Source organism: Micromonospora sp. NPDC049374, from assembly GCF_040677165.1.
Lineage (GTDB): Bacteria > Actinomycetota > Actinomycetes > Mycobacteriales > Micromonosporaceae > Micromonospora.
In genome coordinates this window covers 28327-49790 of sequence record NZ_JBFAQH010000001.1, presented here as the reverse complement: position 1 = coordinate 49790, position 21464 = coordinate 28327, and the positions used below count along the sequence as shown (strand labels likewise).

General features: G+C 71.5%; 22 protein-coding genes. 10 read left to right on the top strand and 12 right to left on the bottom strand.

The features are described from left to right. The first annotated feature begins 13 nt into the window (after positions 1-13). Together AB0J93_RS00235 and AB0J93_RS00230 are read left to right on the top strand one after the other, a co-directional pair. Entirely contained in the window at positions 14-595 is a 582-nt protein-coding gene (locus tag AB0J93_RS00235; protein WP_363916597.1) for an isochorismatase family protein, read from the top strand. A gap of 71 nt (positions 596-666) precedes the next feature. Beyond that, positions 667-1899, top strand: coding sequence for an MFS transporter (locus tag AB0J93_RS00230; protein ID WP_363917633.1), 1233 nt, complete (start codon positions 667-669; stop codon positions 1897-1899). Between the two features lie 500 nt (positions 1900-2399). Here AB0J93_RS00230 and ctaD read toward each other — a convergent pair whose 3' ends face one another. Together ctaD and AB0J93_RS00220 are read right to left on the bottom strand one after the other, a co-directional pair. Next, positions 2400-4157, bottom strand: a complete 1758-nt coding sequence (gene ctaD, locus AB0J93_RS00225; RefSeq protein WP_363916595.1) for a cytochrome c oxidase subunit I — start codon at positions 4155-4157, stop codon at positions 2400-2402. A gap of 117 nt (positions 4158-4274) precedes the next feature. Further along, positions 4275-5381 carry an FAD-dependent monooxygenase gene (locus tag AB0J93_RS00220; protein ID WP_363916593.1) on the bottom strand — a complete coding sequence of 369 codons (1107 nt, stop codon included), beginning with the start codon at positions 5379-5381 and terminating at the stop codon, positions 4275-4277. A gap of 350 nt (positions 5382-5731) precedes the next feature. On the opposite strand from AB0J93_RS00220, the gene AB0J93_RS00215 reads away from it, so the two are divergent. Together AB0J93_RS00215 and AB0J93_RS00210 are read left to right on the top strand one after the other, a co-directional pair. Beyond that, entirely contained in the window at positions 5732-6865 is a 1134-nt protein-coding gene (locus AB0J93_RS00215) for a cellulose binding domain-containing protein (protein ID WP_363916591.1), read from the top strand. 149 nt (positions 6866-7014) lie between these two features. After that, on the top strand, positions 7015-7542 hold the full coding sequence (locus AB0J93_RS00210) for a GNAT family protein (RefSeq protein ID WP_363916589.1): 528 nt from the start codon (positions 7015-7017) through the stop codon (positions 7540-7542). 222 nt (positions 7543-7764) lie between these two features. Here AB0J93_RS00210 and AB0J93_RS00205 read toward each other — a convergent pair whose 3' ends face one another. Further along, complete coding sequence (locus tag AB0J93_RS00205; RefSeq protein ID WP_363916587.1) at positions 7765-8550, bottom strand: aldo/keto reductase; 786 nt, start codon at positions 8548-8550, stop codon at positions 7765-7767. 101 nt (positions 8551-8651) lie between these two features. On the opposite strand from AB0J93_RS00205, the gene AB0J93_RS00200 reads away from it, so the two are divergent. After that, a complete protein-coding gene (locus tag AB0J93_RS00200) occupies positions 8652-9698 on the top strand; it encodes a DNA polymerase ligase N-terminal domain-containing protein (RefSeq protein WP_363916585.1) in 1047 nt (348 codons plus the stop codon). 16 nt (positions 9699-9714) lie between these two features. Next, on the top strand, positions 9715-10908 hold the full coding sequence (locus AB0J93_RS00195) for a threonine synthase (protein ID WP_363916583.1): 1194 nt from the start codon (positions 9715-9717) through the stop codon (positions 10906-10908). 35 nt (positions 10909-10943) lie between these two features. Here the strand turns inward: AB0J93_RS00195 and AB0J93_RS00190 are convergent, their stop codons facing one another. From AB0J93_RS00190 to AB0J93_RS00175, 4 genes are all read right to left on the bottom strand, one after another. Then, positions 10944-12740, bottom strand: a complete 1797-nt coding sequence (locus AB0J93_RS00190) for a glycoside hydrolase family 15 protein (RefSeq protein WP_363916581.1) — start codon at positions 12738-12740, stop codon at positions 10944-10946. A gap of 88 nt (positions 12741-12828) precedes the next feature. Continuing rightward, on the bottom strand, positions 12829-13233 hold the full coding sequence (locus AB0J93_RS00185; RefSeq protein WP_363916579.1) for a cupin domain-containing protein: 405 nt from the start codon (positions 13231-13233) through the stop codon (positions 12829-12831). A gap of 241 nt (positions 13234-13474) precedes the next feature. Continuing rightward, the gene (locus AB0J93_RS00180) at positions 13475-13882 is read right to left on the bottom strand and encodes a hypothetical protein (RefSeq protein ID WP_363916577.1); all 408 of its coding nucleotides are present in this window, start codon (positions 13880-13882) and stop codon (positions 13475-13477) included. Positions 13883-14091: 209 nt separating this feature from the next. Further along, positions 14092-14613, bottom strand: a complete 522-nt coding sequence (locus AB0J93_RS00175; RefSeq protein WP_363916575.1) for a septum formation initiator — start codon at positions 14611-14613, stop codon at positions 14092-14094. A 103-nt stretch (positions 14614-14716) separates the two neighbouring features. Here AB0J93_RS00175 and AB0J93_RS00170 point away from each other — a divergent pair, with 103 nt between their 5' ends. From AB0J93_RS00170 to AB0J93_RS00160, 3 genes are all read left to right on the top strand, one after another. Beyond that, positions 14717-15409 (top strand): response regulator transcription factor, encoded by a 693-nt coding sequence (locus AB0J93_RS00170; protein ID WP_363916573.1) that lies wholly within the window; start codon positions 14717-14719, stop codon positions 15407-15409. After that, positions 15406-16674 (top strand): HAMP domain-containing sensor histidine kinase, encoded by a 1269-nt coding sequence (locus AB0J93_RS00165; RefSeq protein WP_363916571.1) that lies wholly within the window; start codon positions 15406-15408, stop codon positions 16672-16674. The genes AB0J93_RS00170 and AB0J93_RS00165 overlap by 4 nt, the downstream gene beginning before the upstream one ends. 221 nt (positions 16675-16895) lie before the next feature. Continuing rightward, entirely contained in the window at positions 16896-17441 is a 546-nt protein-coding gene (locus AB0J93_RS00160) for a PepSY domain-containing protein (RefSeq protein WP_363916569.1), read from the top strand. A 72-nt stretch (positions 17442-17513) separates the two neighbouring features. On the opposite strand, the gene AB0J93_RS00155 is transcribed toward AB0J93_RS00160, so the two are convergent. After that, entirely contained in the window at positions 17514-18401 is an 888-nt protein-coding gene (locus AB0J93_RS00155) for a sulfotransferase domain-containing protein (protein ID WP_363916567.1), read from the bottom strand. Between the two features lie 94 nt (positions 18402-18495). Between AB0J93_RS00155 and AB0J93_RS00150 the strand changes: the two genes are divergently transcribed. After that, complete coding sequence (locus AB0J93_RS00150) at positions 18496-19500, top strand: beta family protein (protein WP_363916565.1); 1005 nt, start codon at positions 18496-18498, stop codon at positions 19498-19500. Here the strand turns inward: AB0J93_RS00150 and AB0J93_RS00145 are convergent. The 4 genes from AB0J93_RS00145 to AB0J93_RS00130 form a co-directional block, all read right to left on the bottom strand. Next, entirely contained in the window at positions 19484-19765 is a 282-nt protein-coding gene (locus tag AB0J93_RS00145; RefSeq protein WP_363916562.1) for an adhesin, read from the bottom strand. The two genes, AB0J93_RS00150 and AB0J93_RS00145, sit on opposite strands and share 17 nt — an antisense overlap. Before the next feature lie 250 nt (positions 19766-20015). Continuing rightward, positions 20016-20333, bottom strand: a complete 318-nt coding sequence (locus AB0J93_RS00140) for a hypothetical protein (RefSeq protein WP_363916560.1) — start codon at positions 20331-20333, stop codon at positions 20016-20018. A 91-nt stretch (positions 20334-20424) separates the two neighbouring features. Then, positions 20425-20772: a DUF1330 domain-containing protein gene (locus AB0J93_RS00135; protein WP_363916557.1), complete on the bottom strand. Its 348-nt coding sequence runs from the start codon at positions 20770-20772 to the stop codon at positions 20425-20427. 82 nt (positions 20773-20854) lie between these two features. After that, positions 20855-21451 (bottom strand): pentapeptide repeat-containing protein, encoded by a 597-nt coding sequence (locus AB0J93_RS00130; protein ID WP_363916555.1) that lies wholly within the window; start codon positions 21449-21451, stop codon positions 20855-20857. Positions 21452-21464 lie beyond the last annotated feature (13 nt).

The window sequence follows — 21464 nt, the reverse complement described above, 5'->3', positions numbered from 1 at the left end:
AGGAGTGGAGTCGGTGAGCAACGCGCTGATCATCGTGGACGTGCAGAAGGACTTCTGCGAGGGCGGCTCGCTGGCCGTTGCCGGCGGGGCGGGGGTAGCGGCCGGGATCTCCCGGCTGCTGGCCGCCGAGCCGGACCGCTGGGATCACATCGTGGCGACGAAGGACTACCACGTCGACCCGGGCACGCACTTCGCCGAGTCGCCGGACTACGTGAGCACCTGGCCCCGGCACTGCGTGGTTGGCACCCCCGGCTCCGAGTTCCACCCGGAACTGGCCACCGACCGGATCGAGGCGATCTTTCACAAGGGCGAGTACGCCGCCGCGTACTCCGGGTTCGAGGGGCACGCCGACGACGGCGAGGGTCTGGCCGACTGGCTGCGGCAGCGTGGCGTGGAGCGGGTGGACGTGGTCGGGATCGCCACCGACCACTGCGTGCGGGCCACCGCGCTGGATGCCGCCCGGGAGGGTTTCGCCACCACCGTGCTGCTGGACCTGACGGCGGCCGTCGCGCCGGACACCACCGACGTCGCGCTGCGCGCCTTCGAGGGGGCCGGGATCACCACATTCGGCGCCCCTGTGATCAAAGCCGCATGAGTCGTTAATTCGTTGGCAGGCGTAGCTCCGCCGGTCGAGGATGTCCGGCGGAGGTACGGACCGACGTGAACATGAAGCCTTACCGGGAGGCGCTCGCCCTGCCCGGTCTGCGGTCACTGCTGCTCGTCGCGGTGCTGGCGCGGGTCCCGCTGACCGCCACCGGCGTCACGCTGACGTTCTACGTCGTGCAGGACCTCGGCCGCGGCTACGGTGCGGCCGGTCTGGTCGGCGCCGCGATCACCGTCGGCGCGGCGGTCGGCGGTCCGCTGCTGGGCCGCCTGGTGGACCGTCGCGGTCTGCGGCCCGTGCTGGTTCTCACCGCGGTGGCCGAGGCCGTCTTCTGGTCGACCGCACCGATGTTGTCGTACTTCCTGTTGCTGCCGGCCGCGTTCCTGGCCGGCCTGCTGGCGCTGCCGATCTTCTCGGTGATCCGGCAGTCCATCGCCGCGCTGGTACCGGCGGAGAAGCGTCGGCCGGCGTACGCGCTGGACTCCATGTCGGTCGAGCTGTCGTTCATGATCGGTCCTGCCCTGGCCACGGTGGGTGTCACCACCATCTCGGCCCGCCTCACGCTCTACCTCGTCGGCGCCGGCATCGTCGTCTCCGGGGTGGTGCTGTGGCTGCTCAACCCGCCGGTGCGCAGCGCCGCCGAGGTGTCGACCGGGCCGCAGCCGCGCGTCGCCCGACGGCAGTGGCTCACCTCGCGGCTGGTGGCCGTGTTCGCGGTCAGCGCGGCGGCGACCCTGGTGCTCGGTGGCACCGACGTGGCGGTCATCGCGGTGCTGCGGGAGAACGGCGACGTCGGTTTCACCGGCGTGGTGCTCTCCGTCTGGGCGGTGGCGTCGCTGCTGGGAGGATTCGCCTACGGCGCGGTTCGCCGCTCGTTCTCGCCGGTGGCGCTGATGGGCCTGCTGAGCCTCTGCACCATCCCCGTCGGGCTGGGCGGTTCCCACTGGTGGCTGCTCTGCCTGGCGTTGATCCCGGCGGGTGCGCTCTGCGCGCCGACAATCGCGGCCACCTCCGACACCGTCAGCCGGCTCGCCCCGGCCGGCGTCCGCGGTGAGGCGATGGGCCTGCACGGCTCGGCGGTCACCGTCGGCATCGCCGTCGGTGCCCCGCTGGCCGGCGCGGTCATCGACGCCTCGGCCCCGCTGTGGGGGTTCGCGGTCACGGGCGCGATAGGTGCCCTGGTGGCCCTCGCGGTGCTGCCGATCGAGCTTCGCCACCGCCGCGCGGACGTCGCGGCCACCACCCAGGCAAGCGACGAGCCCACCGCGACCGCCCTCACCCCGGCCGCCTCCTGACCCACCCTCCGACGCCAGGCGCTCCCATTCCCCTACGCTTCCCACCCCGCCCCCACCCGAGTCGGATCACCGGGGCCGGGACCACGTCGCCAACCTCGACTGCGGCTGGGGCCACGTCGCCAACCTCGACCCTTACGTTACGTAGCCACCCACGCCACCCCGCCCTTCCCCATCCACTCCCTTTGCTCTGCTTCAACCCACGCAACGGATTACGCACCGTGTCGCACCGGCCGACACGCCTTCGTCGGGCCGCCGAATCCCAGCAGCTCAACTGCTATTGCGTGGGTTGAAGCAGAGCAAAGGATGAAAGGTGACAGGTGGGGTCTCAGCCAAGACCATCACGCAGAGTGGAACCCTGCGCCGAGGGTCGATCATCACAGAGAGCGACAACTGGTGCAGTGTCGGTGCGGATGGGGTCACGGGCCTGACACCGGCCGCGACAGCCGGGCGGGCGCCGACCCCCGGCATGGGGATCGGCGCCCGTCGTGCGACGCGGTGGGTCAGCGGCGGTCGGTGTCGCTGGCGACATCCTCGGTGTAGCTGGCACCACCGTCGGATTCACTGGTCAGCGGCTTGGAACCACCCTCGGGCGGACCGGCCAGGGTCTGTCCGGCAGCCAGCTCGGGGAACTTGTGGTCGAAGGCCGGCCGCTCGGAGCGGATCCGCGGCATCCGGTCGAAGTTACGCAGCGGCGGCGGCGAACTGGTCGCCCATTCGAGCGAGTTGCCGTGACCCCACGGGTCGTCGACCTCGACCACCGGGCCGGCCTTGTACGACTTCCAGCAGTTGTAGAGGAACGGCAGCGTCGAGATACCGGTGATGAACGCGCCGATCGTCGAGATCATGTTCAGCGTGGTGAATCCGTCACCGGGCAGGTAGTCGGCGTACCGCCGCGGCATGCCCTCGTTGCCCAACCAGTGCTGGATGAGGAACGTGGTGTGGAAACCGATCATGGTGAGCCAGAAGTGAATCTTGCCGAGCCGCTCGTCGAGCATCCGACCGAACATCTTCGGGAACCAGAAGTAGATGCCGGCGAAGACCGCGAAGACGATCGTGCCGAAGAGCACGTAGTGGAAGTGCGCCACCACGAAGTACGAGTCGTGCAGGTGGAAGTCCAGCGGCGGGGCGGCCAGCAGCACCCCGGTCAGGCCACCGAAGAGGAAGGTGACCAGGAAGCCGATGGAGAACAGCATCGGTGACTCGAAGCTGATCTGCCCCCGCCACATGGTGCCGATCCAGTTGAAGAACTTCATGCCGGTGGGCACGGCGATCAGGTAGCTCAGGAAGCTGAAGAACGGCAGCAGCACCTGACCGGTGGCGAACATGTGGTGCGCCCAGACGCTCATCGACAGACCGGCGATGGCGATGGTGGCGGCGACCAGGCCCTTGTAGCCGAAGATCGGCTTGCGGGAGAAGACCGGGATGATCTCGCTGATGATGCCGAAGAACGGCAGCGCGATGATGTAGACCTCGGGGTGACCGAAGAACCAGAACAGGTGCTGCCACAGCATCGGCCCGCCGGTCTCCGGGCTGTAGACGTGCGCACCGAGCAACCGGTCGGCGGCCAGCGCGAACAGCGCGGCGGCCAGCAGCGGGAAGACCAGGATCACCAGGAGGCTGGTGACCAGCATGTTCCAGGTGAAGATCGGCATCCGGAACATGGTCATGCCCGGCGCGCGCAGGGTCAGGATCGTGGTGATCAGGTTGACCGCACCGAGGATGGTGCCCAGACCGGAGATGGCCAGACCGACCACCCACATGTTGGCGCCGACACCCGGAGCGTGCTCGCTGGTGCTCAACGGGGTGTAGGCGGTCCAGCCGAAGTCCGCCGCTCCACCCGGGGTGAGGAAGCCGGCGGTGGCCATGGTGCCGCCGAACAGGTACAGCCAGTAGGCGAAGCTGTTCAGCCGCGGGAAGGAGACGTCGGGAGCACCGATCTGGATGGGCACGACGTAGTTGCCGAACGCGAACACGATGGGCGTCGCGAAGAACAGCAGCATGATCGTGCCGTGCATCGTGAACAGCTGGTTGTACTGCTCAGGCGACAGGAACTGCAGCCCGGGCCGGGCCAGCTCGGCCCGCATGATCAGGGCCATCAGGCCACCGATCATGAAGAACACGAACGCGGTGACCATGTACATGATCCCGATCTGCTTCGCGTCCGTGGTCCGCAGCAGCCGCGCGATGGCCGACCCCTTGACCGGCTCCCGGACCGGCCAGGGCCGGGTCACGACCGGCTTGGGTGCGACGGTGGTCACGAGTGGCCTCCGGTTCTGGGTTGTCCCGCTCGGCACGCGCTGACTCGGCGGGCCGTCATCCGCAAGGAGGATAGTCCCCGGCAGGTGACAGCACCGCGTGGGGTCGCCGGGGGTGGATCACAGCGGGCCGAGAAGTAGCCGGTAGTGCTCCCCGAAGATGCGGTCGCCGCGTCCGCGCAGCAGCGGGTCGCGTAGCGCCGGCGGCACGTCGCGGGTGCGGTTGCGGTCCCGGGTCCGGTCCTGCACCCATCGGGTACGCGGCCGGCGGCGGCTCTCGTACGCGGTGAGCGCCGCCTCGACGCTGCCCGCGGCGTGCAGCGACTCGGCGAGCACCACCGCGTCCTCCAGGGCCATCGCGGCCCCCTGGGACAGGGTCGGCGCGGTGGCGTGGGCGGCATCGCCGACCAGCACCACCCGACCCCGGTACCAGCGCCCGAGTTCGACCTCGTCGGTGGTCGTGGCGTGGACCCCGTCGAGCGCGTCGAGCACCTCCGGCACCGGTCCGCCGTACTCGCCGAACAGTTCGCGTAGCCGGGTCAGCGGGTCGGCTGGCAGGTCGGTGCCGGCCTCGTCGGCGTAGCAGTGCAACCGGCCGGCGCCGATCGGCACCACGAGGAAGCCGCAGCGCTGCCCGAGCAGGGCGGTCCACTCGTCGACCGGCGGGCCGTCGCGTACGACGCCGCGGTAGACCACCTGCCCGGCGGGGCGGGGTGGACCGCCGAGCGCGGCCAGCGCCCGGATCGAGGAACGCGGCCCGTCCGCACCGATCACCAGGTCGTACTCGGACTGGGTGCCGTCGACGAAGGTGACGCCGACGGCGGACGGCAGCAGGTCGATGGTGCGTACCTCCGCGCCGTGCCGGACCGCGCCGCCGGCACCGCTGAGCAGCACCCGGTGCAGGTCGGAGCGGGCCAGCGCACGGCACTCGCCGACCCCGGCCCAGAGTGCGTCGAGGTCGACCTCGCACAGCGGCGCACCGGTCGATTCGAGGAACCGCTGCCGGTGGATGACCTTCCCGTACGGGCGGACGGGGTCGTCGAGGTCCAGTCGGCGCAGCGCGCGGGCCGCGTTGCCGGGGAGGTAGAGGCCGGCGTCGGTAAGGTCGTGCGGCGGCGCCTTGTCGGTGAGGTCCGGCCGAAAGCCCGCCAGGCGCAGCGCCCGGGCTACGGCCAGCCCGGCGATGCCCGCGCCGACGACGAGGATGCGCAGGGGGGAGCCACGCATGGGGGTGTACGCCTCCGGAGGGGTTCGGCACGCGTTGAAGGCAAGAGACTACTCGGCGCAATCGGCACACACCAGAGGCAACCGGCCCACCTCCGACACCCCTCGGCACCGCCGGATCCGCCCGTCGGCGCCGGTCACCAGCCGCCCGGAGTCGGCGGATGCCCGATCGTGGTGTCCGTGACACACGTCGCAATTGACACCAATCACCCGCACCAGTTGCGCCCATTGTTTCAAGGATGTAAATGTGACGATGAGCATGGGAGCGCTCCCGAAACTATCGACGGCGCGTTCCGACCGCTCCGTCCGCATCCGTCCCGGCGTCCAAGCGACGCCGCAGCGCTAGGAGCATCATGAGACGTACCTTGCGGGCCATCATGGCCGTCGGGCTGGTTGCCGCCGGCTCGATCGTCGCCGTGGCCCTCGGCGGCACCGCCTCCGCCGACACCCAGATCTGTGAGCAGTACGGCTCGACCGTCATTCAGAACCGGTACGTGGTGCAGAACAACCGCTGGGGCACCACCGCCCAGCAGTGCATCAACGTCACCAACAACGGCTTCGAGATCACCACCCAGAACGGCAGCAGCCCCACCAACGGCGCGCCGACCGCGTACCCGTCGGTCTTCCTCGGCTGCCACTACACCAACTGCTCCCCCGGCACCAACCTGCCCATCCAGGTCAGTCAGATCAGCAGTGCGACAAGCAGCATCAACTACCGGTACGTGAGCAACGGCATCTACAACGCCTCGTACGACATCTGGCTCGACCCGTCTCCCAAGCGTGACGGCGTGAACCAGATGGAGATCATGATCTGGTTCAACCGGCAGGGCTCGATCCAGCCCATCGGTTCCCCGGTCGGCAACGCCAACATCGACGGGCGCAACTGGGAGGTCTGGCGGGGCAGCAACGGCTCCAACAACGTCATCTCGTACCTCGCCCCGTCGGCCATCAGCAGCGCGAACCTGAACCTGTTGGCGTTCATCAACGACACCCGTAACCGGGGCGCGATCACCAACTCCTGGTACCTGACCAGCATCCAGGCCGGTTTCGAGCCCTGGCAGGGCGGCGTCGGGCTGGCCGTGACGAACTTCTCGGCCGCGGTCAACGGTGGCGGCAACAACCCGCCGCCGAGCAACCCGCCGCCCACCACGCCCCCGCCCTCGGGGAGCGGCTCGTGTGCGGTGAAGTACACGGCCAACTCGTGGAACAACGGCTTCACCGCCGACGTGCAGATCACCAACACCGGTTCCAGCACGATCAACGGCTGGACGCTTGCCTACTCGCTGCCGTCCGGGCAGCAGGTGACCAACTCGTGGAACGCCACGGTGAGCCAGAGCGGCTCGTCGGTGACCGCCCGCAACGTCGGCCACAACGGCACCATCTCACCCGGCGGCACGGCCAGCTTCGGCTACCAGGGCACGCTCAACGGGTCCTACTCCAACCCGTCCAGCTTCACCCTCAACGGCACCGCCTGTTCGCGCTCCTGACGAGCGGGTGCCGGGGTCCGGTGTCCGCCGCGCCCCGGCACCGATCAGGCCGACTGACGTCCACCGACCGGTGGCCTCACCCGGGGGTTGCCCAGTGGTGTCGGGAGATCGCAGACTTGGCAGCCACTACGACGGGGGGCCGAGCTGACGTGGACGTACGCCTGGAAGATGACGGGGTGGTCCTGCGCCAGTGGTCCGAGCAGGATCTCGACCAACTGGTCACCCTCTTCGACGATGCCGAGATGGCGTACCGTCTGCCGGTGGCGACCCCGTTCGACCTGGCCGCCGCCGAGGCGTACCTGAACGCCGCTCGGCGCGCCGAACAGGCCGGTGCCCGGATCTACCTCGCCGTCACCGACGGCGATGACCTGCCCCGTGGCGAGGTGATGCTCAACCTGGCCACCGGCACCATCGGCTACGCGATCGGCCCGGCCTACCGCGGTCAACGCCTGGCCAGCCGCGCCCTTCGGCTGATGACCGAGTACGCCCACCGGGTGATCGGCCTGCCGACTGTTTACCTGGAGATCGAGCCGGACAACGCCGGCAGCATGGCCGTGGCCCGGTCCGGCGGTTACCGGCCGACCGGCGACGAACCGGTTTTCGTCGAGGACAAGGGCCGCCGCTACGCATTGCATCGCTGGTCGCACACCGAACCGGCACCGCCGGCCGTCACCTGACGACGGCGACCGGCGACGCCGGCGACCGGCAACCGGCGCCGTAGGCGGATTGCGGCAACTCGGGCTCTCAGCGCTCCGGGAGAGCCCGAGTTGCCGCATGTCGCGACGGCTCCGCCTCGCGGCGGGCACTGCCCCACGGCGGGCACTGCCCCACGGCGGGCACTGCCCCACGGCGGGCGCCGCCTCGCGGTGGCGTCGCGGCGGGCGTCGCCCGGCCCCGGGTCAGGAGCCGAGGGCGTCGATGTCGCGCATCTCCTCGGCGGTCAGCGAGAAGCCGAAGACGTCCGCGTTGGCGCGGATCCGCTCCGGCGTCACCGACTTGGGGATCGCCACGATCTCGTGGTCGAGGTGCCAACGCAGCACCACCTGGGCGGGCGAGACGTTGTGCGCGCCGGCGATCCGGGTCAGCACCGGGTCGGACAGGTCGGTGGTCTTGAACGGGCTGTAGCCCTCCAGCACCACCCCACGGTCCCGGTGCTCGGCGTGCCGCTGCCGGTCGTAGAGCCGGGGTCCCCACTTGATCTGGTTGACCGCCGGGTTCTCCTCGGTCGCCTGGATCAGCTCGTCGATCTGGGCGGTGCTGAAGTTGCTGACCCCGACCGCCCGGGCCAGGTTCGCGTCGCGGGCAGCGAGCATCTCCCGCCAGACCGGGATCAGGTCAGCGGGATTGTTCGGTGGCCAGTGCACCAGCCACAGGTCGACGTAGTCGACGCCGAGGGCACGCAGGCTCTCCTCGATCGTCTCCCGTTCCCGGCCGACCCGCTCGGGTGGGAGCTTGGTGGTGATGAAGACGTCCTCCCGGCGCAGCCCGCTCTCCCGGATCGCCCGGCCGACCTCCTCCTCGTTGCCGTACATGGTGGCGGTGTCGATGTGCCGGTAGCCGGCGTCGAGCGCGGCGAGGACGGCCTTGTAGCCCTCTTCACCGGTCGCCTGCCAGGTGCCGAAGCCGAGCAGTGGGATCCGGACGTCACCGGGGAGAACTGCGGTGGGGTGGTCACTGTGGTTCATGTCGACCGTTCTACCCCCGATGACCCTCGGCATGCCCGAGATCGGGCGCGTCGGATCCCGCCGCCGGGCGCGTCGGCGCGATTTGCCGGAGAATGCGGGACGTGGCTGACCGGCTTGAGGAGTACCGGCGCAAGCGGGACGCCGCGCGTACCCCCGAACCGGTGCCGGCCGAGCGTCCCCGCCGGTCCCGGGCCGGCGACCGCGCCCGGTTCGTCATCCAACAGCACCACGCCCGCAGCCTGCACTGGGATCTGCGGCTGGAGCGCGACGGAGTGCTCGTCTCCTGGGCGGTGCCGCGCGGGCTGCCCCGCGATCCGGGGCGCAACCACCTCGCCGTGCACACCGAGGACCACCCCATGGAGTATCTCGACTTCTCCGGCGAGATCCCGGCCGGCGAGTACGGCGGCGGCCGGATGCTCATCCACGACCGGGGCACCTACCGCTGCGAGAAGTGGCAGGACCGCGAGGTGGTGGTCGAGCTGCGGGGAAAGCGGACCACCGGACGGTACGTGCTCTTCGCCACCGGTGGACGCGACGGCCGGGACTGGATGGTGCGACGCACCGACCCGCCACCGCCGGGCTGGACCGCTATGCCCGATCTGGTCGAGCCGATGCGTCCCACGCCGGCCGGTCGGCTCCCCACCGATCAGGCCGCCTGGGGGTACGAGCTGCGCTGGGACGGGACACGCGCGGTGGCGTACGTCTCCGGCGGGCGGCTGCGGCTGCTCTCCGACGCTGGTGAGGAGATCACCGGCGGGTACCCGTGGCTGCGGCCGATGGCCGAGGCCCTGGCGCCGACGGAGGTCGTGCTGGACGGCGTCCTGGTCCGCATCGACCGCGCCGGGAAGGTCCGGCCGGCGCGGGGCGGGCGCAGCACCGTCGATGCCCAGTACCTGCTGATCGACCTGCTGTGGTTGGAGGGGGTGAGCAGCCTGGAGTTGCCGTACCCGCAGCGCCGCGAGTTGCTCGACTCGCTGGCGTTGACCGGGCCGCACTGGCAGACTCCGCCGTGGTTTCCCGGCGCCGGTGCCGAGACCATGCGTGCGGCGCGCGAACAGGGCCTGCCCGGGGTGGTGGCGAAGCGGTTGGACTCCGGTTACGAGCCGGGTAGCCGCAGCCGCGCGTGGCGCAGTGTGGACGCGAGCTGAGACGGCGAGGAGCGGCGTGTATCTGACCCACCTCGAGTGCCCGCGCTGCGGCCGGGAACACGACGCCCACGTACCGCAGAACCTCTGCGAATGTGGCTCGCCGCTGCTGGCGCGCTACGACCTCGCGGCGGCGTCCCGGGTGATCGAGCCGGAGCGGTTCGGGTTACGCCCGGCCGATCTGTGGCGTTACCGGGAGCTGCTACCGGTGGCCGACCCGCGGAATGTCACCACGCTCGGCGAGGGATGGACGCCGATGCTGCGCGCGCCGGCGTACGGTGCGGACATCGGCATCGACGAGCTGCTGGTCAAGGACGAGGGGCTGACCCCGACCGGCTCGTTCAAGGCGCGTGGGGCGGCCGTGGGCGTGAGCCGCGCCCGGGAGCTGGGCGTACGACGGATCGCCATGCCCACCAACGGCAACGCGGGCGCGGCGTGGGCCACCTACGCGACCCGGGCGGCGCTGGGCGCCACCATCGTGATGCCGCTGTCCGCACCGGCGATCTGCCGTCGGGAATGCGTGGCCGCCGGTGCCGACCTGCGCCTGGTCGACGGGCTGATCGGCGACGCCGGGCGACAGGTGGCCGCGCTGGTCGCGGCCTCCGAGGGCACCGTCTTCGACGCCGGTACGCTGCGCGAGCCGTACCGCCTCGAAGGCAAGAAGACGATGGGGTACGAGATCGTCGAGCAGTTGGGCTGGCAGGTGCCCGACGTCATCATCTACCCGACCGGCGGTGGGGTGGGGTTGATCGGCATCCACAAGGCTCTCGGCGAGCTGCGGGAGCTGGGCTGGGTCGAGGACAAGCTGCCCCGACTGGTGGCGGTGCAGGCCACCGGCTGCGCGCCGATCGTGCGGGCGTTCGCCGCCGGGGACGACCGGGCACGGCCGTGGGAGGACGCGCACACGGTGGCGTTCGGCATCACCGTTCCGGCACCGCTGGGCGACGAGTTGATCCTCGCCGCGCTGCGGGCCACCGCCGGCACCGCGATCGCGGTGGACGACGCCGAGATCCTGGCCGACCTGCGGGACTTCGCCGCCCGGGAGGGCCTGCTGCTCTGCCCCGAGGGGGCCGCCTGCCTGACCGCCGCGCGCCGGCTGCGTGCCGGTGGGTGGATCCGGGCGGGCGAACGGGTCGTCGTGCTCAACACCGGTGCCGGGGTGAAGTATCCGGAGACGATCGACGTCTCCGGCGTACCGGTGCTACCACGCTGACGAGTGGTGCACCCGCCGTCGATGCGGCGCAGGCATCACTCGCCGGTGGGGTCGGTCAGCCGCCAGGCGGCGTTGACCTGGCCGATGTGGGACAGCGCCTGCGGCATGTTGCCCAGGTGTGCCCCGGTGACCGGGTCGATCTGTTCGCTGAACAACCCGACGTCGTTGGCGTGCCCGGTGACCCGCTCGAACAGCCGGGCGGCCCGCTCCCGTTCACCGGCCAGCACCAAACACTCCACCAGCCAGAACGAGCAGAGCACGAAGCCCGCCGCGTCGTCGTCCCAGCGGTGGATCAGTCCGTCGTCACTGCCGAGTTCCCGCTCGACCGCCTCGATCGTCGCCCGCATCCGTGGGTCGGTGGCCGGCAGGAAACCCACCACCGGCAGGTACAGGGCCGCCGCGTCCAGTTCCGGTGCCCCGAAGGCGCCGGTGAAGACGCCCCGGCGCGCGTCGAAGCCGTCCCGTAGGACGGTCGCCCGGATCTCGTCCCGGATGCCGGCCCAGCGCCGCACGTCCGCCTGCTCTCCCAGCTGCGGGGCCAGCCGCACCGCCCGGTCCATCGCCACCCAGCAGAGCACCTTGGACGACAGGTAGTGCCGCTCACGGTCGCGCGGTTCCCAGATCCCCCGGTCGGGCAGTCGCCAGGTGGCCGCCACCTGCTCGGTGAGGCCCAGCACCATGTCGCGCAGTTCTGCGGGAAGCTGGTCGCCGAGGTACTCGTGCAACCGCCACACCGCCGAGATGACCTCGCCCGGCACGTCGAGCTGCCGCTGCAGCCAGGCGTCGTTCCCGACGCGTACCGGTCCGGTTCCGGCGTACCCGAGGAGGTGGGGACAGACGTGCTCGGAGACGTCCCGTTCCCCTTCCAGGCCGAACAGCACGGGCACCGGATCGGAGCCGACCCGGCCGATCGAGCGGGCCGCCCATTCGAACAGGCGGGACGACTCGGTCGGGCAGGCCGCCACCCACAGCGCCCGCACGGTCATGGCGAAGTCCCGCAGCCAGCAGAAGCGGTAGTCGTAGTTGCGGTCGCCGCCGATCTTCTCCGGCAGCGAGGTGGTCGGCGCGGCGGCGACCGCGCCGCTGCGGGCGTAGGTGAGGCCGGTGAGGACCGTGGCGCTGTGCCGCACCACCTCGGGATAACGCCCCTCGTACCGGTGGCTCTCGCGGAACGCCTCCCAGGCCAGCACCGTGTCCGCCAGCGTGTCGATCGGGTCCAGCCGGGCCGGTGGTTCGCGGTACGCCGGCGCGTAGGCCAGGTCGAAGCCGAGCACCTGCCCCGCGTCCACGGTGAAGGTCTGCCGCACCCGGTCCTGTTCGGCGCGCAGCGGCAGTCCGGCGCAGCGCAGCACCAACGCCACCGGGCCGGCCATGGCCGCCACCGCACCGTCGGGGAGCTCCCGCAGGTACGGAGTGAGCAGGCCGTACTCGGGTCGCGGACGGTAGTCCAGGGCCATCGGCACCCGGCCGGACAGTCCCTCGACGACGCGTAGCAGCACGGCCGGGGAGCGCATGCCGAACTTGTGGGCGCGGGCGCCCACCTCGGCGGCGAGGGCGTCGGTGACCGCGACGCTGCCCTCCGCGGTGTGGTGCACGGTACGCAGCACCAGGGTGTCCGGCTGGTACGAGCGCTGCACCCGGTGCCCGGGCTGTCCCACGGCCACCGGTGCCAGTTGCCAGTGACCGCCGTTCGGGTCGAGCAGCCGACCGAAGACGGCGGGCGAGTCGAACCGGTGCGGGCACCACCAGTCGATCGAGCCGGCCCGGCTGACCAACGCGCCCGAACGGCAGTCGGAGAGGTACCCGTAGTCGGAGATCGCCGGCTGCTCCATGCGGTCGGCGTACCCAGGATTTCGGGCCTCATCACGCCGCCCCGCCGGTCTCCGCCGGTCTGGGCGGACACCGGCCAGGGCGGAGGTCTCAGGAGGTGGGTGGTTCGTCCTCGCCGGCGGCCTCGGCGGCGTCGGCCTCCTCCTTGGTGCGGTGGACGGCCTGGTCGGCGTGCTCCGGCGGCCCGTAGACGGTGTAGAGCACCAGCGGGTTCGGCCCGGTGTTGACGAAGTTGTGCCGGGTGCCGGCCGGTACGACCACCAGGTCGCCCTGCACCACCTCGCGCTTCTCGCCGGCCACCCGTGCCTCACCGGTGCCGCTGACGAAGGTCAGGATCTGGTCGATGTCCTCATGGACCTCCTCACCGATCTCGCCGCCCGGCGGGATCGTCATGATCACCAACTGGGTGTGCTCCCCGGTCCACAGCACCCGCCGGAAGTCCGGGCTCTTCTCGGCGACAGTCGCAATAGTGAAGTGCTCCATGCCCCGACACATACCCCGTCGCGGGCCGGTCCACGCCGCGCTTCGCACATGGTGGAAATCGGCCACCGCCCGGGGTTTGGACCCACGCCGATCGGGGATCGACACCAGCGACCGGTACGACCGGTCATGCCAGGTCCCCGCTGACGTACCGCCGTACGGCTGCGGCGGTGGGAGACGGCCGAGCGCGGCGCGGTTTCGACCCTCGGGTCAACGGCGCCGCGCGCTCGTGTGCGACGACACCCTCCACGGGTGCTCAGGAGAGCACGGCCAGGTGGAAGGGACGGTCGGCGGCCGACCCGGCACCGTCGAACGTGGTCACGAAGACGGCGTTCGGAATGCCGGTACGACCGGCCACCGTGAGCTGACCGGCGGGTGCCAGTCCGGAGCTTCCCGTGAGGCCGACGGTGCCGACCACGCCGGCACCGGTCACGTCCTGGTCGAAGACCACCTGGTACATCCCGGTCTGTAACCGGTTGGCCGCCGCCGCGCCCAGTCCGCGGACCAGGAGGCCGTCGGCGCTGACCACCGCGAACAGAACTCTCGCGGTCAGTGGCATGCCGGCGCCGGCGCAGGTGGTGTGTTCGGCCTCGGCGTGGGCCGTGGCCTCATCCCCCGGCACCGGCTGCGGTGCCCCTCCGCTCCTGGCTCTCGCGCTGGACATCGGACTCCTTCCCCGACCCGGCCGAGCGGCCCTGGCGTGTTGAGTTGTTGCGGCGACCAAAGGGGGATCAGCGCCGATCGGCCCGCTTTGTGCCTCGAACGTATGTTGCGTTGCCTGTCGACAGCCAGACGATCGGCTGTCCGATAAGGGACATTCACTTAATTGATCATGCCATTGACCTGCGGTGACGTCTGGAAGCTGTACGCGGCTCAGTCGTCGTCGAGGTCGACGGTGGGTACCCCGCCCACGCACCGCACCGACAGCTCGTACTCGCCGCTCGGGCCGACGAACGTCACGTCCGCGTCGTCGTCCGGGCCGCGATCGACGTCGTCGACCCGGTAACCCGGTCGCGCGCTCCAGGAAACCAGGTAGACCCCGCCCGGCACGCACTCGGCCACCGCGCTGCCGCCGGCCGTGGAGAAGCCGCGGCGGTTGCCCGGCTCCGCGCTCGGGCCGGCCGGCGACAACGGGCTCGACGGTGACCCGCTCAGGCCGGTACCGGTCGGCCCGCTGCCGGGTGCCGGGGTGCCGGTCGGGGCGCTGCCGGGCGATCCGGTGCCGACCGGTGCCGTCTCGGCAAGCGCGCGGGCGATCTCCTCCTGGCTGCGGACCCCACCGGGCGTCCCGGTGAGACTCTCACCCACCAACCGGATCGCGGCGAGCCCGATCAGGGTGGCGACGACCGCGGTGGCCAGCCATCCGGCCACGGCGAGGAAGGTTCGACGGCCCATCACCCGACTATCCCCGATCACCGGTTGGGGCGACCTTCGGGCAACGCTAAGGGACGGTTAACGAAACCGGCCGGCACCGATCGCCGGGGATACTCTGCCTGCTGTGGCCCGCCTGCTGCTGATCGAGGACGACCTGACCATCCGTGCCCCGCTGGTGCGGGCGCTACGCGAGCGGGGGCACGCCGTGGCCGCCGCCTCCACCGCGATGACCGGGCTGCGCGACGCCCTCGACGACCGCCCCGATCTGGTCGTACTCGACCTCGGGCTGCCCGACCTGGACGGCCGCGAGCTGCTGCGGATGCTGCGGGCCGTCAGCGCCGTCCCGGTCATCGTGGCCACCGCCCGCGACGACGAGCGGGAGATCGTCCGGGTACTCGACGCGGGGGCCGACGACTACGTCGTCAAACCGTTCACCGCCGCCCAGCTCGACGCGCGGGTCCGCGCGGTGCTCCGCCGCGGACCCGGCGGACCGACGGAGGATCCGACGGTGGTGGTCGGTGGGCTGCGCATCGACCCCCGCTCCCGGCAGGTCAGCCTCGACGGCGAGCCGGTCGAGCTGACCCCACGCGAGTTCGACCTGTTGCGGCATCTGGCCACCCGGGTCGGCGAGGTGGTGACCAAGCGGGAGTTGCTGACCGAGGTGTGGCAGATCCCGTACGGCGGAGCGGACAAGACCGTCGACGTGCACCTGTCCTGGTTGCGCCGCAAGCTCGGCGAGAGCGCCCAGCATCCGCGCTACCTGCACACGGTACGCGGGGTCGGGGTCCGGCTGGTCACTCCGGAGGTCGGCGGGTGAGGGCGCGCCTGGCGCTGCTGGTGGCCGCGGTCAGCGTCCTCATCGTGATCGCCTTCCTGGTGCCGCTGGCGTTGTTGCTGCACACCGCCGCGGAGGACCGGGCGACGGTGCGGGCCACCGCCGACGCGCAGAGCCTCGCTCCGGTGGTCGGCACCGCCGACGCGGAGACCGTACGGCTGACCGTCGAACAGCTCGCCGCCGAATCGGCCCGGCCGGTCAGCGTGTTCCTGCCGGACGGCACGGTGCTCGGCTCGAACGCCGCGCGTACCCCGGCGGTGGAGTTGGCCGGGCGCGGGCAGAGCCTCACCGCCGAGACGGCCGACGGCCGGGAGGTGGTCATCGCGGTGCAGGGCCGCGCGGACGGCACCACCGTGATCCGCACCGTGGTGCCGCGGGCGGAGATGACCGCCGGGGTGGGTCGTGCCTGGCTGGTGCTGGCCCTGCTCGGAGCGTTGCTGGTGCTGATCGCCCTGGCCGTCGCCGACCGGCTGGCCCGCACGCTGGTCCGCCCGATCAGTGAGTTGTCGGAGGTCTCGCACCGGCTGGCCAACGCCGAACTGGGCGCGCGGGTGAGCCCGGCGGGACCGGTCGAGTTGCGCGAGGTGGGTGGCGCCCTCAACCATCTCGCCGGCCGGATCCAGGAGCTGCTGGTGCAGGAGCGGGAACAGGTGGCCGACCTGTCGCACCGGCTACGTACGCCGCTGACCGCCCTGCGTCTGGAGGCCGAGTCACTGCGCGACCCGCAGGACGCCGCCCGGGTGATCGACGCGGTGGACGGACTTGAGCGGGCCGTCACCGGCCTGATCCGGCAGGCCCGCTGGCGTACCCCCGCCGATGGCGCGGTGGTCGCCGACGCCGCGACCACCGTGGCGGACCGGGTCGCCTTCTGGTCGGTGCTGGCGGAGGAGACCGGCCGCGCGGTCGACCTCGACCTGGCACCCGGCCCGGTTCCGGTCGCCGTCGCGGCCGACGAGTTGGCTGCCGCGCTGGACGCCCTGCTCGGCAACGTCTTCGCGCACACCCCGGACGGCACTGCCTTCGCCGTCCGGCTCCGTGCCGTCGGCGACCAGGTGATCCTGACGGTTGCCGACGAGGGCCCCGGCATCACCGCCGCCTCGGTACGTCGGGGAGCGAGCCAGGCCGGCTCGACCGGACTCGGGCTGGACATCGCCCGCCGGGCGGCCCAGGCCAGCGGCGGCCGGCTGTCACTCGGCGAGCGGCCCGGCGGCGGTGCCGAGGTGACGCTCTGGCTCGGCCGGGCGTAACCCTCCGTCCCGTCCCCGTCCCGGCCCGGCTGGCGTTCCGCTTCGCCCGGCGAGGCACTCCGGCTCGGCCGGAGACGGCCACCGGGCGAGGTTCCTTGTGCTCCCAGCACGGTCGCTTTCCGTGAGCAGGCCGGTCTTAACCGGGGCTTAGGGTTCGGACAGCGCGCTGCTATCGCCGCGCGGCCGATCCTCGATGCAACAACCGAGGAGAGGTGCAGACGATGAAGCGCAACCCCCTGATTATGGCGTCGGTCGGCGGCGCGGCGGCGGTGCTCACGGTGGCCGGGGTGTTCCTCGGCGTCGCGGCGGCGGACGACAGTCGGGCACGGCAGACGACCCTGACCGCCGCGACCGGCGCCCCGACCGGCGGCCCGGCCAGCACCACCACGATCGACCCGACGGGCACCACCACGACCGGCCCGAGCGCCACCACCACGGCCGAGCCGACCGGTGCTGCACCGAGTACTCCCGGGCAGAACCAGCAGGCCACGGAGGGCGACGCGGTGAGTCGGGAGCGAGCCGGTGAGATCGCGCTGGCGCAGGCCGGTGGTGGGCGGATCACCGAGACCGACCGGGATGAGGAGAACGGCCGGGCCGTCTGGGAGGTCGAGATCGTCAACGGCGGCACCGAACACGAGATCGACGTCGACCGGCAGTCCGGTGAGGTCGTCAAGGCCGAGCAGGAGCCGGTGGACGACGACGATGACGACCGGGACGACGATGACGATGACGACGACCGGGACGACGACGACCGGAACGACGACTGACCTGGCCATCACCGAGCCCGATTCGGCTCACCGGCGCCCCGGGACGGCATCCGCCGCCCGGGGCGCCGACGTTCACGCCTCGGCCCGGTGCAGCCAGGCCAGCAGGTCCGGCGGCGCCAGGGCGGCGACCCGGGACCGGTAGCGGGCCCGCGCCGCCGCGGCGAGCAGCGCGTTGCCCTGACCGGACCGGCCGCTGCGGAAGAAGGCGTTGCGGTCCTTCAGGACTCCGGCGGGGTCGGGCGCGAGCCGGTCGGCGCGGGCCCGCATCCGGTCGAAGGTTGCCGCCTCCACCAGATCAGGTCCGGGAGGTTCGAGGTCCAGGCGCTCGGCCAGGCGCCGCATCTGCCCGGCCAGGTCGACCCGGAGGTCATCGTAGTGGACGAGGTGCACGTTCGGCTGGTGCCGGCGGGCCCAGGCGTCGCGCAGGTGCTGCATGACACCCGGCAGCGAGTCCAGTTCGGCGCGCGGATCCGGATCCGCGTCGATCCAGCGTACGAGCGCCTGCTCGACCGGCGGACGAGGGCTGTCCGGCCCGGGTGTGGCCGGCTGACCGGTCAACTCGGCGAGTCGGGCGCGATCCAGGTTGGCACCCTGGTGGTGCAGCGAGACGGCCGCGTCGAGCGGATGGCGGGCCACCACCACGTAGTGCACCCGGGGATCGTTCGGCACCCCGTCCAGCGGGGTGTGGGTCTTGATGAAGCGACGGTGCCGCTGGGCGGCCAGCCGCGCGTACACCCGCTCCTGCGGCTCGACCAACCAGTCGAGCCAGGGCGACAGCTCGGTCAGCGGCGCCGGCAGTTCCGGCGTACGCAACACCAGCAGGGCGCAGATCATCTGCATCCAGGTCGTCCCGCTCTTGGAGCGGGTGCTGATCACGATGTCCCCGGGACGGAAGGGAAAGCCCTGCCAGCGGGCGCTGTCCTCGTCGGCGGACCGGTACCGGGTCGGTGTAGCAGCCACCGCGCGAGGATAGTCGGGGAGCTGACACCTGTCCGGCGAATTCCCGCTGCTCCGCTCTGGGAGGTGGGTAATCGTCTGGCTACATTGAATTATGATGCCCGCCCTCGGAGGACGGGCGGAGGAGCCGGTCTACCGTCCCATCCTCGCCGCACGGCGCGGGGAACTGGAGGCGCTCGGCCACCTCGACGACGCCCTCGCCCCGATGCTCAGCCCGATCCTGCAACTGTCCGAAGTCGACAAGAACGTCATCGACCAGCTGACCCGACTGCCGCCCGGACTGCTCCCCGCCGTCGACATCGGCGCCCTACCCGACACCACGGCGTCCGCGTTGGCCCGTCAGGGCGTACCGCTGGTGCCGGTGATCGGCCTGACGGACGGTGAGCGGCGGTTGGCGGCGCTCGGTGCCACGGCTCGCGCGCAGCCCCAACGGGGCGTGGTGCGCCTGCGGCTACGCCAGGACCGGGCCGGCCCCGACGCAACCACCACGGCCGTGGAGCGGATCGGAAGGCACGCGCGGCTGGCCCCTGAGCAGTGTGATCTGGTGCTCGACTGCGGTGACGTGTGCTGCCCGGCGGACGTCCGCCTGGTCGAGCCCCGGGTCCGGCGGATGCTGGACTGGACCCGGCGGCACGCCTGGCGTTCGGTGAGCGTGGTGGCCGGTGGCATGCCACCGGCCCTGTCCCGACTGCCCATCGACGAGCCGGTGCGGGTGGATCGTTGGGACTGGCTGCTCTGGCAACGGCTGGCCGACCTGGGTGTCACCTTCGGCGACTACGGCGTGACCCCGGCCGCTGGCCAGCCGACCGTCGACCGGCACCTGACGGTCCCCTACACCGGCGACGACGCCTGGTTGATCCACCGCTGGTCGCGCCGCCGGGGACAGGGCGACCAGCGGGTCGCCGACCTGTGTCGCACGCTGGTGTCGGGCCCGCACTGGCCGACCACGGGTGCGAGCTTCTCCTGGGGTGATCAGGAGATCTCGCGCCGGGCGCGGCGCGGCGCCGGGGTCGGCTCGGCAACCAACTGGATGGCGTGGAGCACCTCGCACCATCTGGCCCACGTACTGAACGCGTTGGCCCGGGCTACTCCTGCTCGGTGAACCCGAACTGCACGACACCCTCGTCGTCGACGGTCGCGTCGACCGAGGCGTCACCGAGCAGGTCGGCCGCGTCGGAATCGAGGAAGATCCGGGCACCCTGGTTGTCGACCACATGGTCGCCCTCGATCGGCGCGGGCACCAACTCGACGGTGAGCGAGCCAGCGGTGGTGTCCGCGGCGATGCGTACGCCGCCGCCCTCGGAGACGTCCTGCTGCGCGGCGAGATCACGGATCACCAGGACGGCGTTGTCGGTCATCGTGAGCATGGTGGGACTCCTCGTGGGTTTCTGGGCTCCCGGGCGGTGCCACCACCGCCACATCGGGGCAGCTCAAGGCCCCTCCCAGCCCCCACGGTGCCCGCTGTCGGGGCGTCCGTCAAATAGAGCGATGTCAGCGCGACAGGAGGCATGAAGGCGCGCTGCGCGGGTATCCGAACCGGTCGCGCCCCATCAGCGCGGCCGTGCGGATCCCGTCGGCTCGGCGGCTTCTCCCCGTCCTGGGCCGGCTCGGCGTCGGTCAGGCCGGGGACCGGGGTGGCAGCGGGGCAGCGGGATCACCGCGCTCGATCAGCGCGGCGATGTCGGCGTCGTGCAGACCGCGTAGCGCGAGCACCCGGGTGCCCCACCGATGCAGACGGCACGGGTGCGGGCTGGCGTCGTTGCGGCAGACCGTGCCGCCCGACCAGTTCCGTGGCGCGTGCACCACGACAGCCCGCACGGCGAACTGGGCATCCTCGGCGGTCACGTACGGCGGCAGCGGAATCTCCCGCAGCCCCACCCCGGGCCGCTCGCCGTCGGGCGGGGCGGGACGGACGGTACTGCTGCTGCTGTTCATCGGCCTGGCCTCCACACAGGACGGTCGAACACGGACAGCAGGACGTTACGACCCGGTGGACCCGGAGTGACGGACAAACTGTCCCGTGGGCTCAGCCGGCCGCCGCCTGCGCCCGCAGTGCCGTTGCCGTCTGGCCGGGGTCGTAGCCCGGGCCCACCCCGTCGAAGATGATCGCCGAGGCGTCGATGTGCCGCGTACGCAGCGGCAGGATCTCCTGGTAGGCCGGCGAGTCGTACCAGGCGTGTGCCTGCTGCCGGTCGGGGAACTCGAGGATGACCACGCTGCCCGGCCACTCTCCCTCGCGTACGTCCACCTCCGGGCCGTGCACCACGAACCGGCCACCGAAAGGCTCCAGCGTGGCCTGGATCCGCTCCAGGTAGGTCAGAATATCCTCATTGACCTGCGGGTTCCGCAGGTGCGCCAACGCGAAAGCGGGCATTGCTCGTCCTCCCCGGGTCGTCTCCGTCGTGTGGGACGGTCGCCGACCAGGCTACTGCCGAAGCGGGCCGCCGAACGGGCGGTCAGTCGCGGATGTCGAAGCCGAGGGCCCGGGCCAGGGTCGCCGCCTGCATCAGGTCGATGACCGTCCCGGCCCGGTGCACCGTGGCCGGATCCAGCCCGGCCAGATCACTGCCGCGCAGGTCCGCACCGGACAGCCGGGCGTCGCGCCACTGCACCTCGGACAGGTCGCACCCGGTCAGCGACGCACCCGTCAGGTCGGCCCCGGACAGGTCGGTCTCCCGCATGCGTACGCCGGTGAACCGCGCGCCTCGCAGGTCGCCACCGGCGAGGGTGAGGAACGACCAGTCGCCTCCGGTCACGGTCAACGGCCGCAGGTCACAACGGTCGAAGGTGCTGCCCAGCAGCTTGCAGCCGGTGAACTCCGCCTCGAACAGGTTGCACCGGGTGAAGACGCACCGGGTGAAGGCCGAGTCGGCGTGCCGGGAGACGTTCAACGTCACGTCACCGAAGGTGCAGCCTTCGAAGGTGGCGCCCCGGCTGGTCGCCTCGGTGAGATCCACCCGGTGGAAGGTGCAGTTGACGAAGTGCCGGTCCGCGAGATCCTCGGCGTACCAGTCCTCGTCGTGGAAGGTGACGTCCTCGGTCGGCTCCGGCATGTCCCGCAGGCTA

What these genes read in the sequence shown, in the direction of transcription:
- AB0J93_RS00230 (WP_363917633.1), top strand. Translation starts at nt 667, where the DNA reads ATGAAGCCTTACCGGGAGGCGCTCGCCCTGCCCGGTCTGCGGTCACTG.
- AB0J93_RS00180 (WP_363916577.1), bottom strand. Translation starts at nt 13,882, where the DNA reads ATGTCCAGCGCGAGAGCCAGGAGCGGAGGGGCACCGCAGCCGGTGCCG.
- AB0J93_RS00215 (WP_363916591.1), top strand. Translation starts at nt 5,732, where the DNA reads ATGAGACGTACCTTGCGGGCCATCATGGCCGTCGGGCTGGTTGCCGCC.
- AB0J93_RS00160 (WP_363916569.1), top strand. Translation starts at nt 16,896, where the DNA reads ATGAAGCGCAACCCCCTGATTATGGCGTCGGTCGGCGGCGCGGCGGCG.
- AB0J93_RS00135 (WP_363916557.1), bottom strand. Translation starts at nt 20,772, where the DNA reads ATGCCCGCTTTCGCGTTGGCGCACCTGCGGAACCCGCAGGTCAATGAG.
- AB0J93_RS00220 (WP_363916593.1), bottom strand. Translation starts at nt 5,381, where the DNA reads ATGCGTGGCTCCCCCCTGCGCATCCTCGTCGTCGGCGCGGGCATCGCC.
- AB0J93_RS00185 (WP_363916579.1), bottom strand. Translation starts at nt 13,233, where the DNA reads ATGTGTCGGGGCATGGAGCACTTCACTATTGCGACTGTCGCCGAGAAG.
- AB0J93_RS00145 (WP_363916562.1), bottom strand. Translation starts at nt 19,765, where the DNA reads ATGCTCACGATGACCGACAACGCCGTCCTGGTGATCCGTGATCTCGCC.
- AB0J93_RS00205 (WP_363916587.1), bottom strand. Translation starts at nt 8,550, where the DNA reads ATGAACCACAGTGACCACCCCACCGCAGTTCTCCCCGGTGACGTCCGG.
- AB0J93_RS00130 (WP_363916555.1), bottom strand. Translation starts at nt 21,451, where the DNA reads ATGCCGGAGCCGACCGAGGACGTCACCTTCCACGACGAGGACTGGTAC.
- AB0J93_RS00140 (WP_363916560.1), bottom strand. Translation starts at nt 20,333, where the DNA reads ATGAACAGCAGCAGCAGTACCGTCCGTCCCGCCCCGCCCGACGGCGAG.
- AB0J93_RS00150 (WP_363916565.1), top strand. Translation starts at nt 18,496, where the DNA reads ATGCCCGCCCTCGGAGGACGGGCGGAGGAGCCGGTCTACCGTCCCATC.
- AB0J93_RS00190 (WP_363916581.1), bottom strand. Translation starts at nt 12,740, where the DNA reads ATGGAGCAGCCGGCGATCTCCGACTACGGGTACCTCTCCGACTGCCGT.
- AB0J93_RS00175 (WP_363916575.1), bottom strand. Translation starts at nt 14,613, where the DNA reads ATGGGCCGTCGAACCTTCCTCGCCGTGGCCGGATGGCTGGCCACCGCG.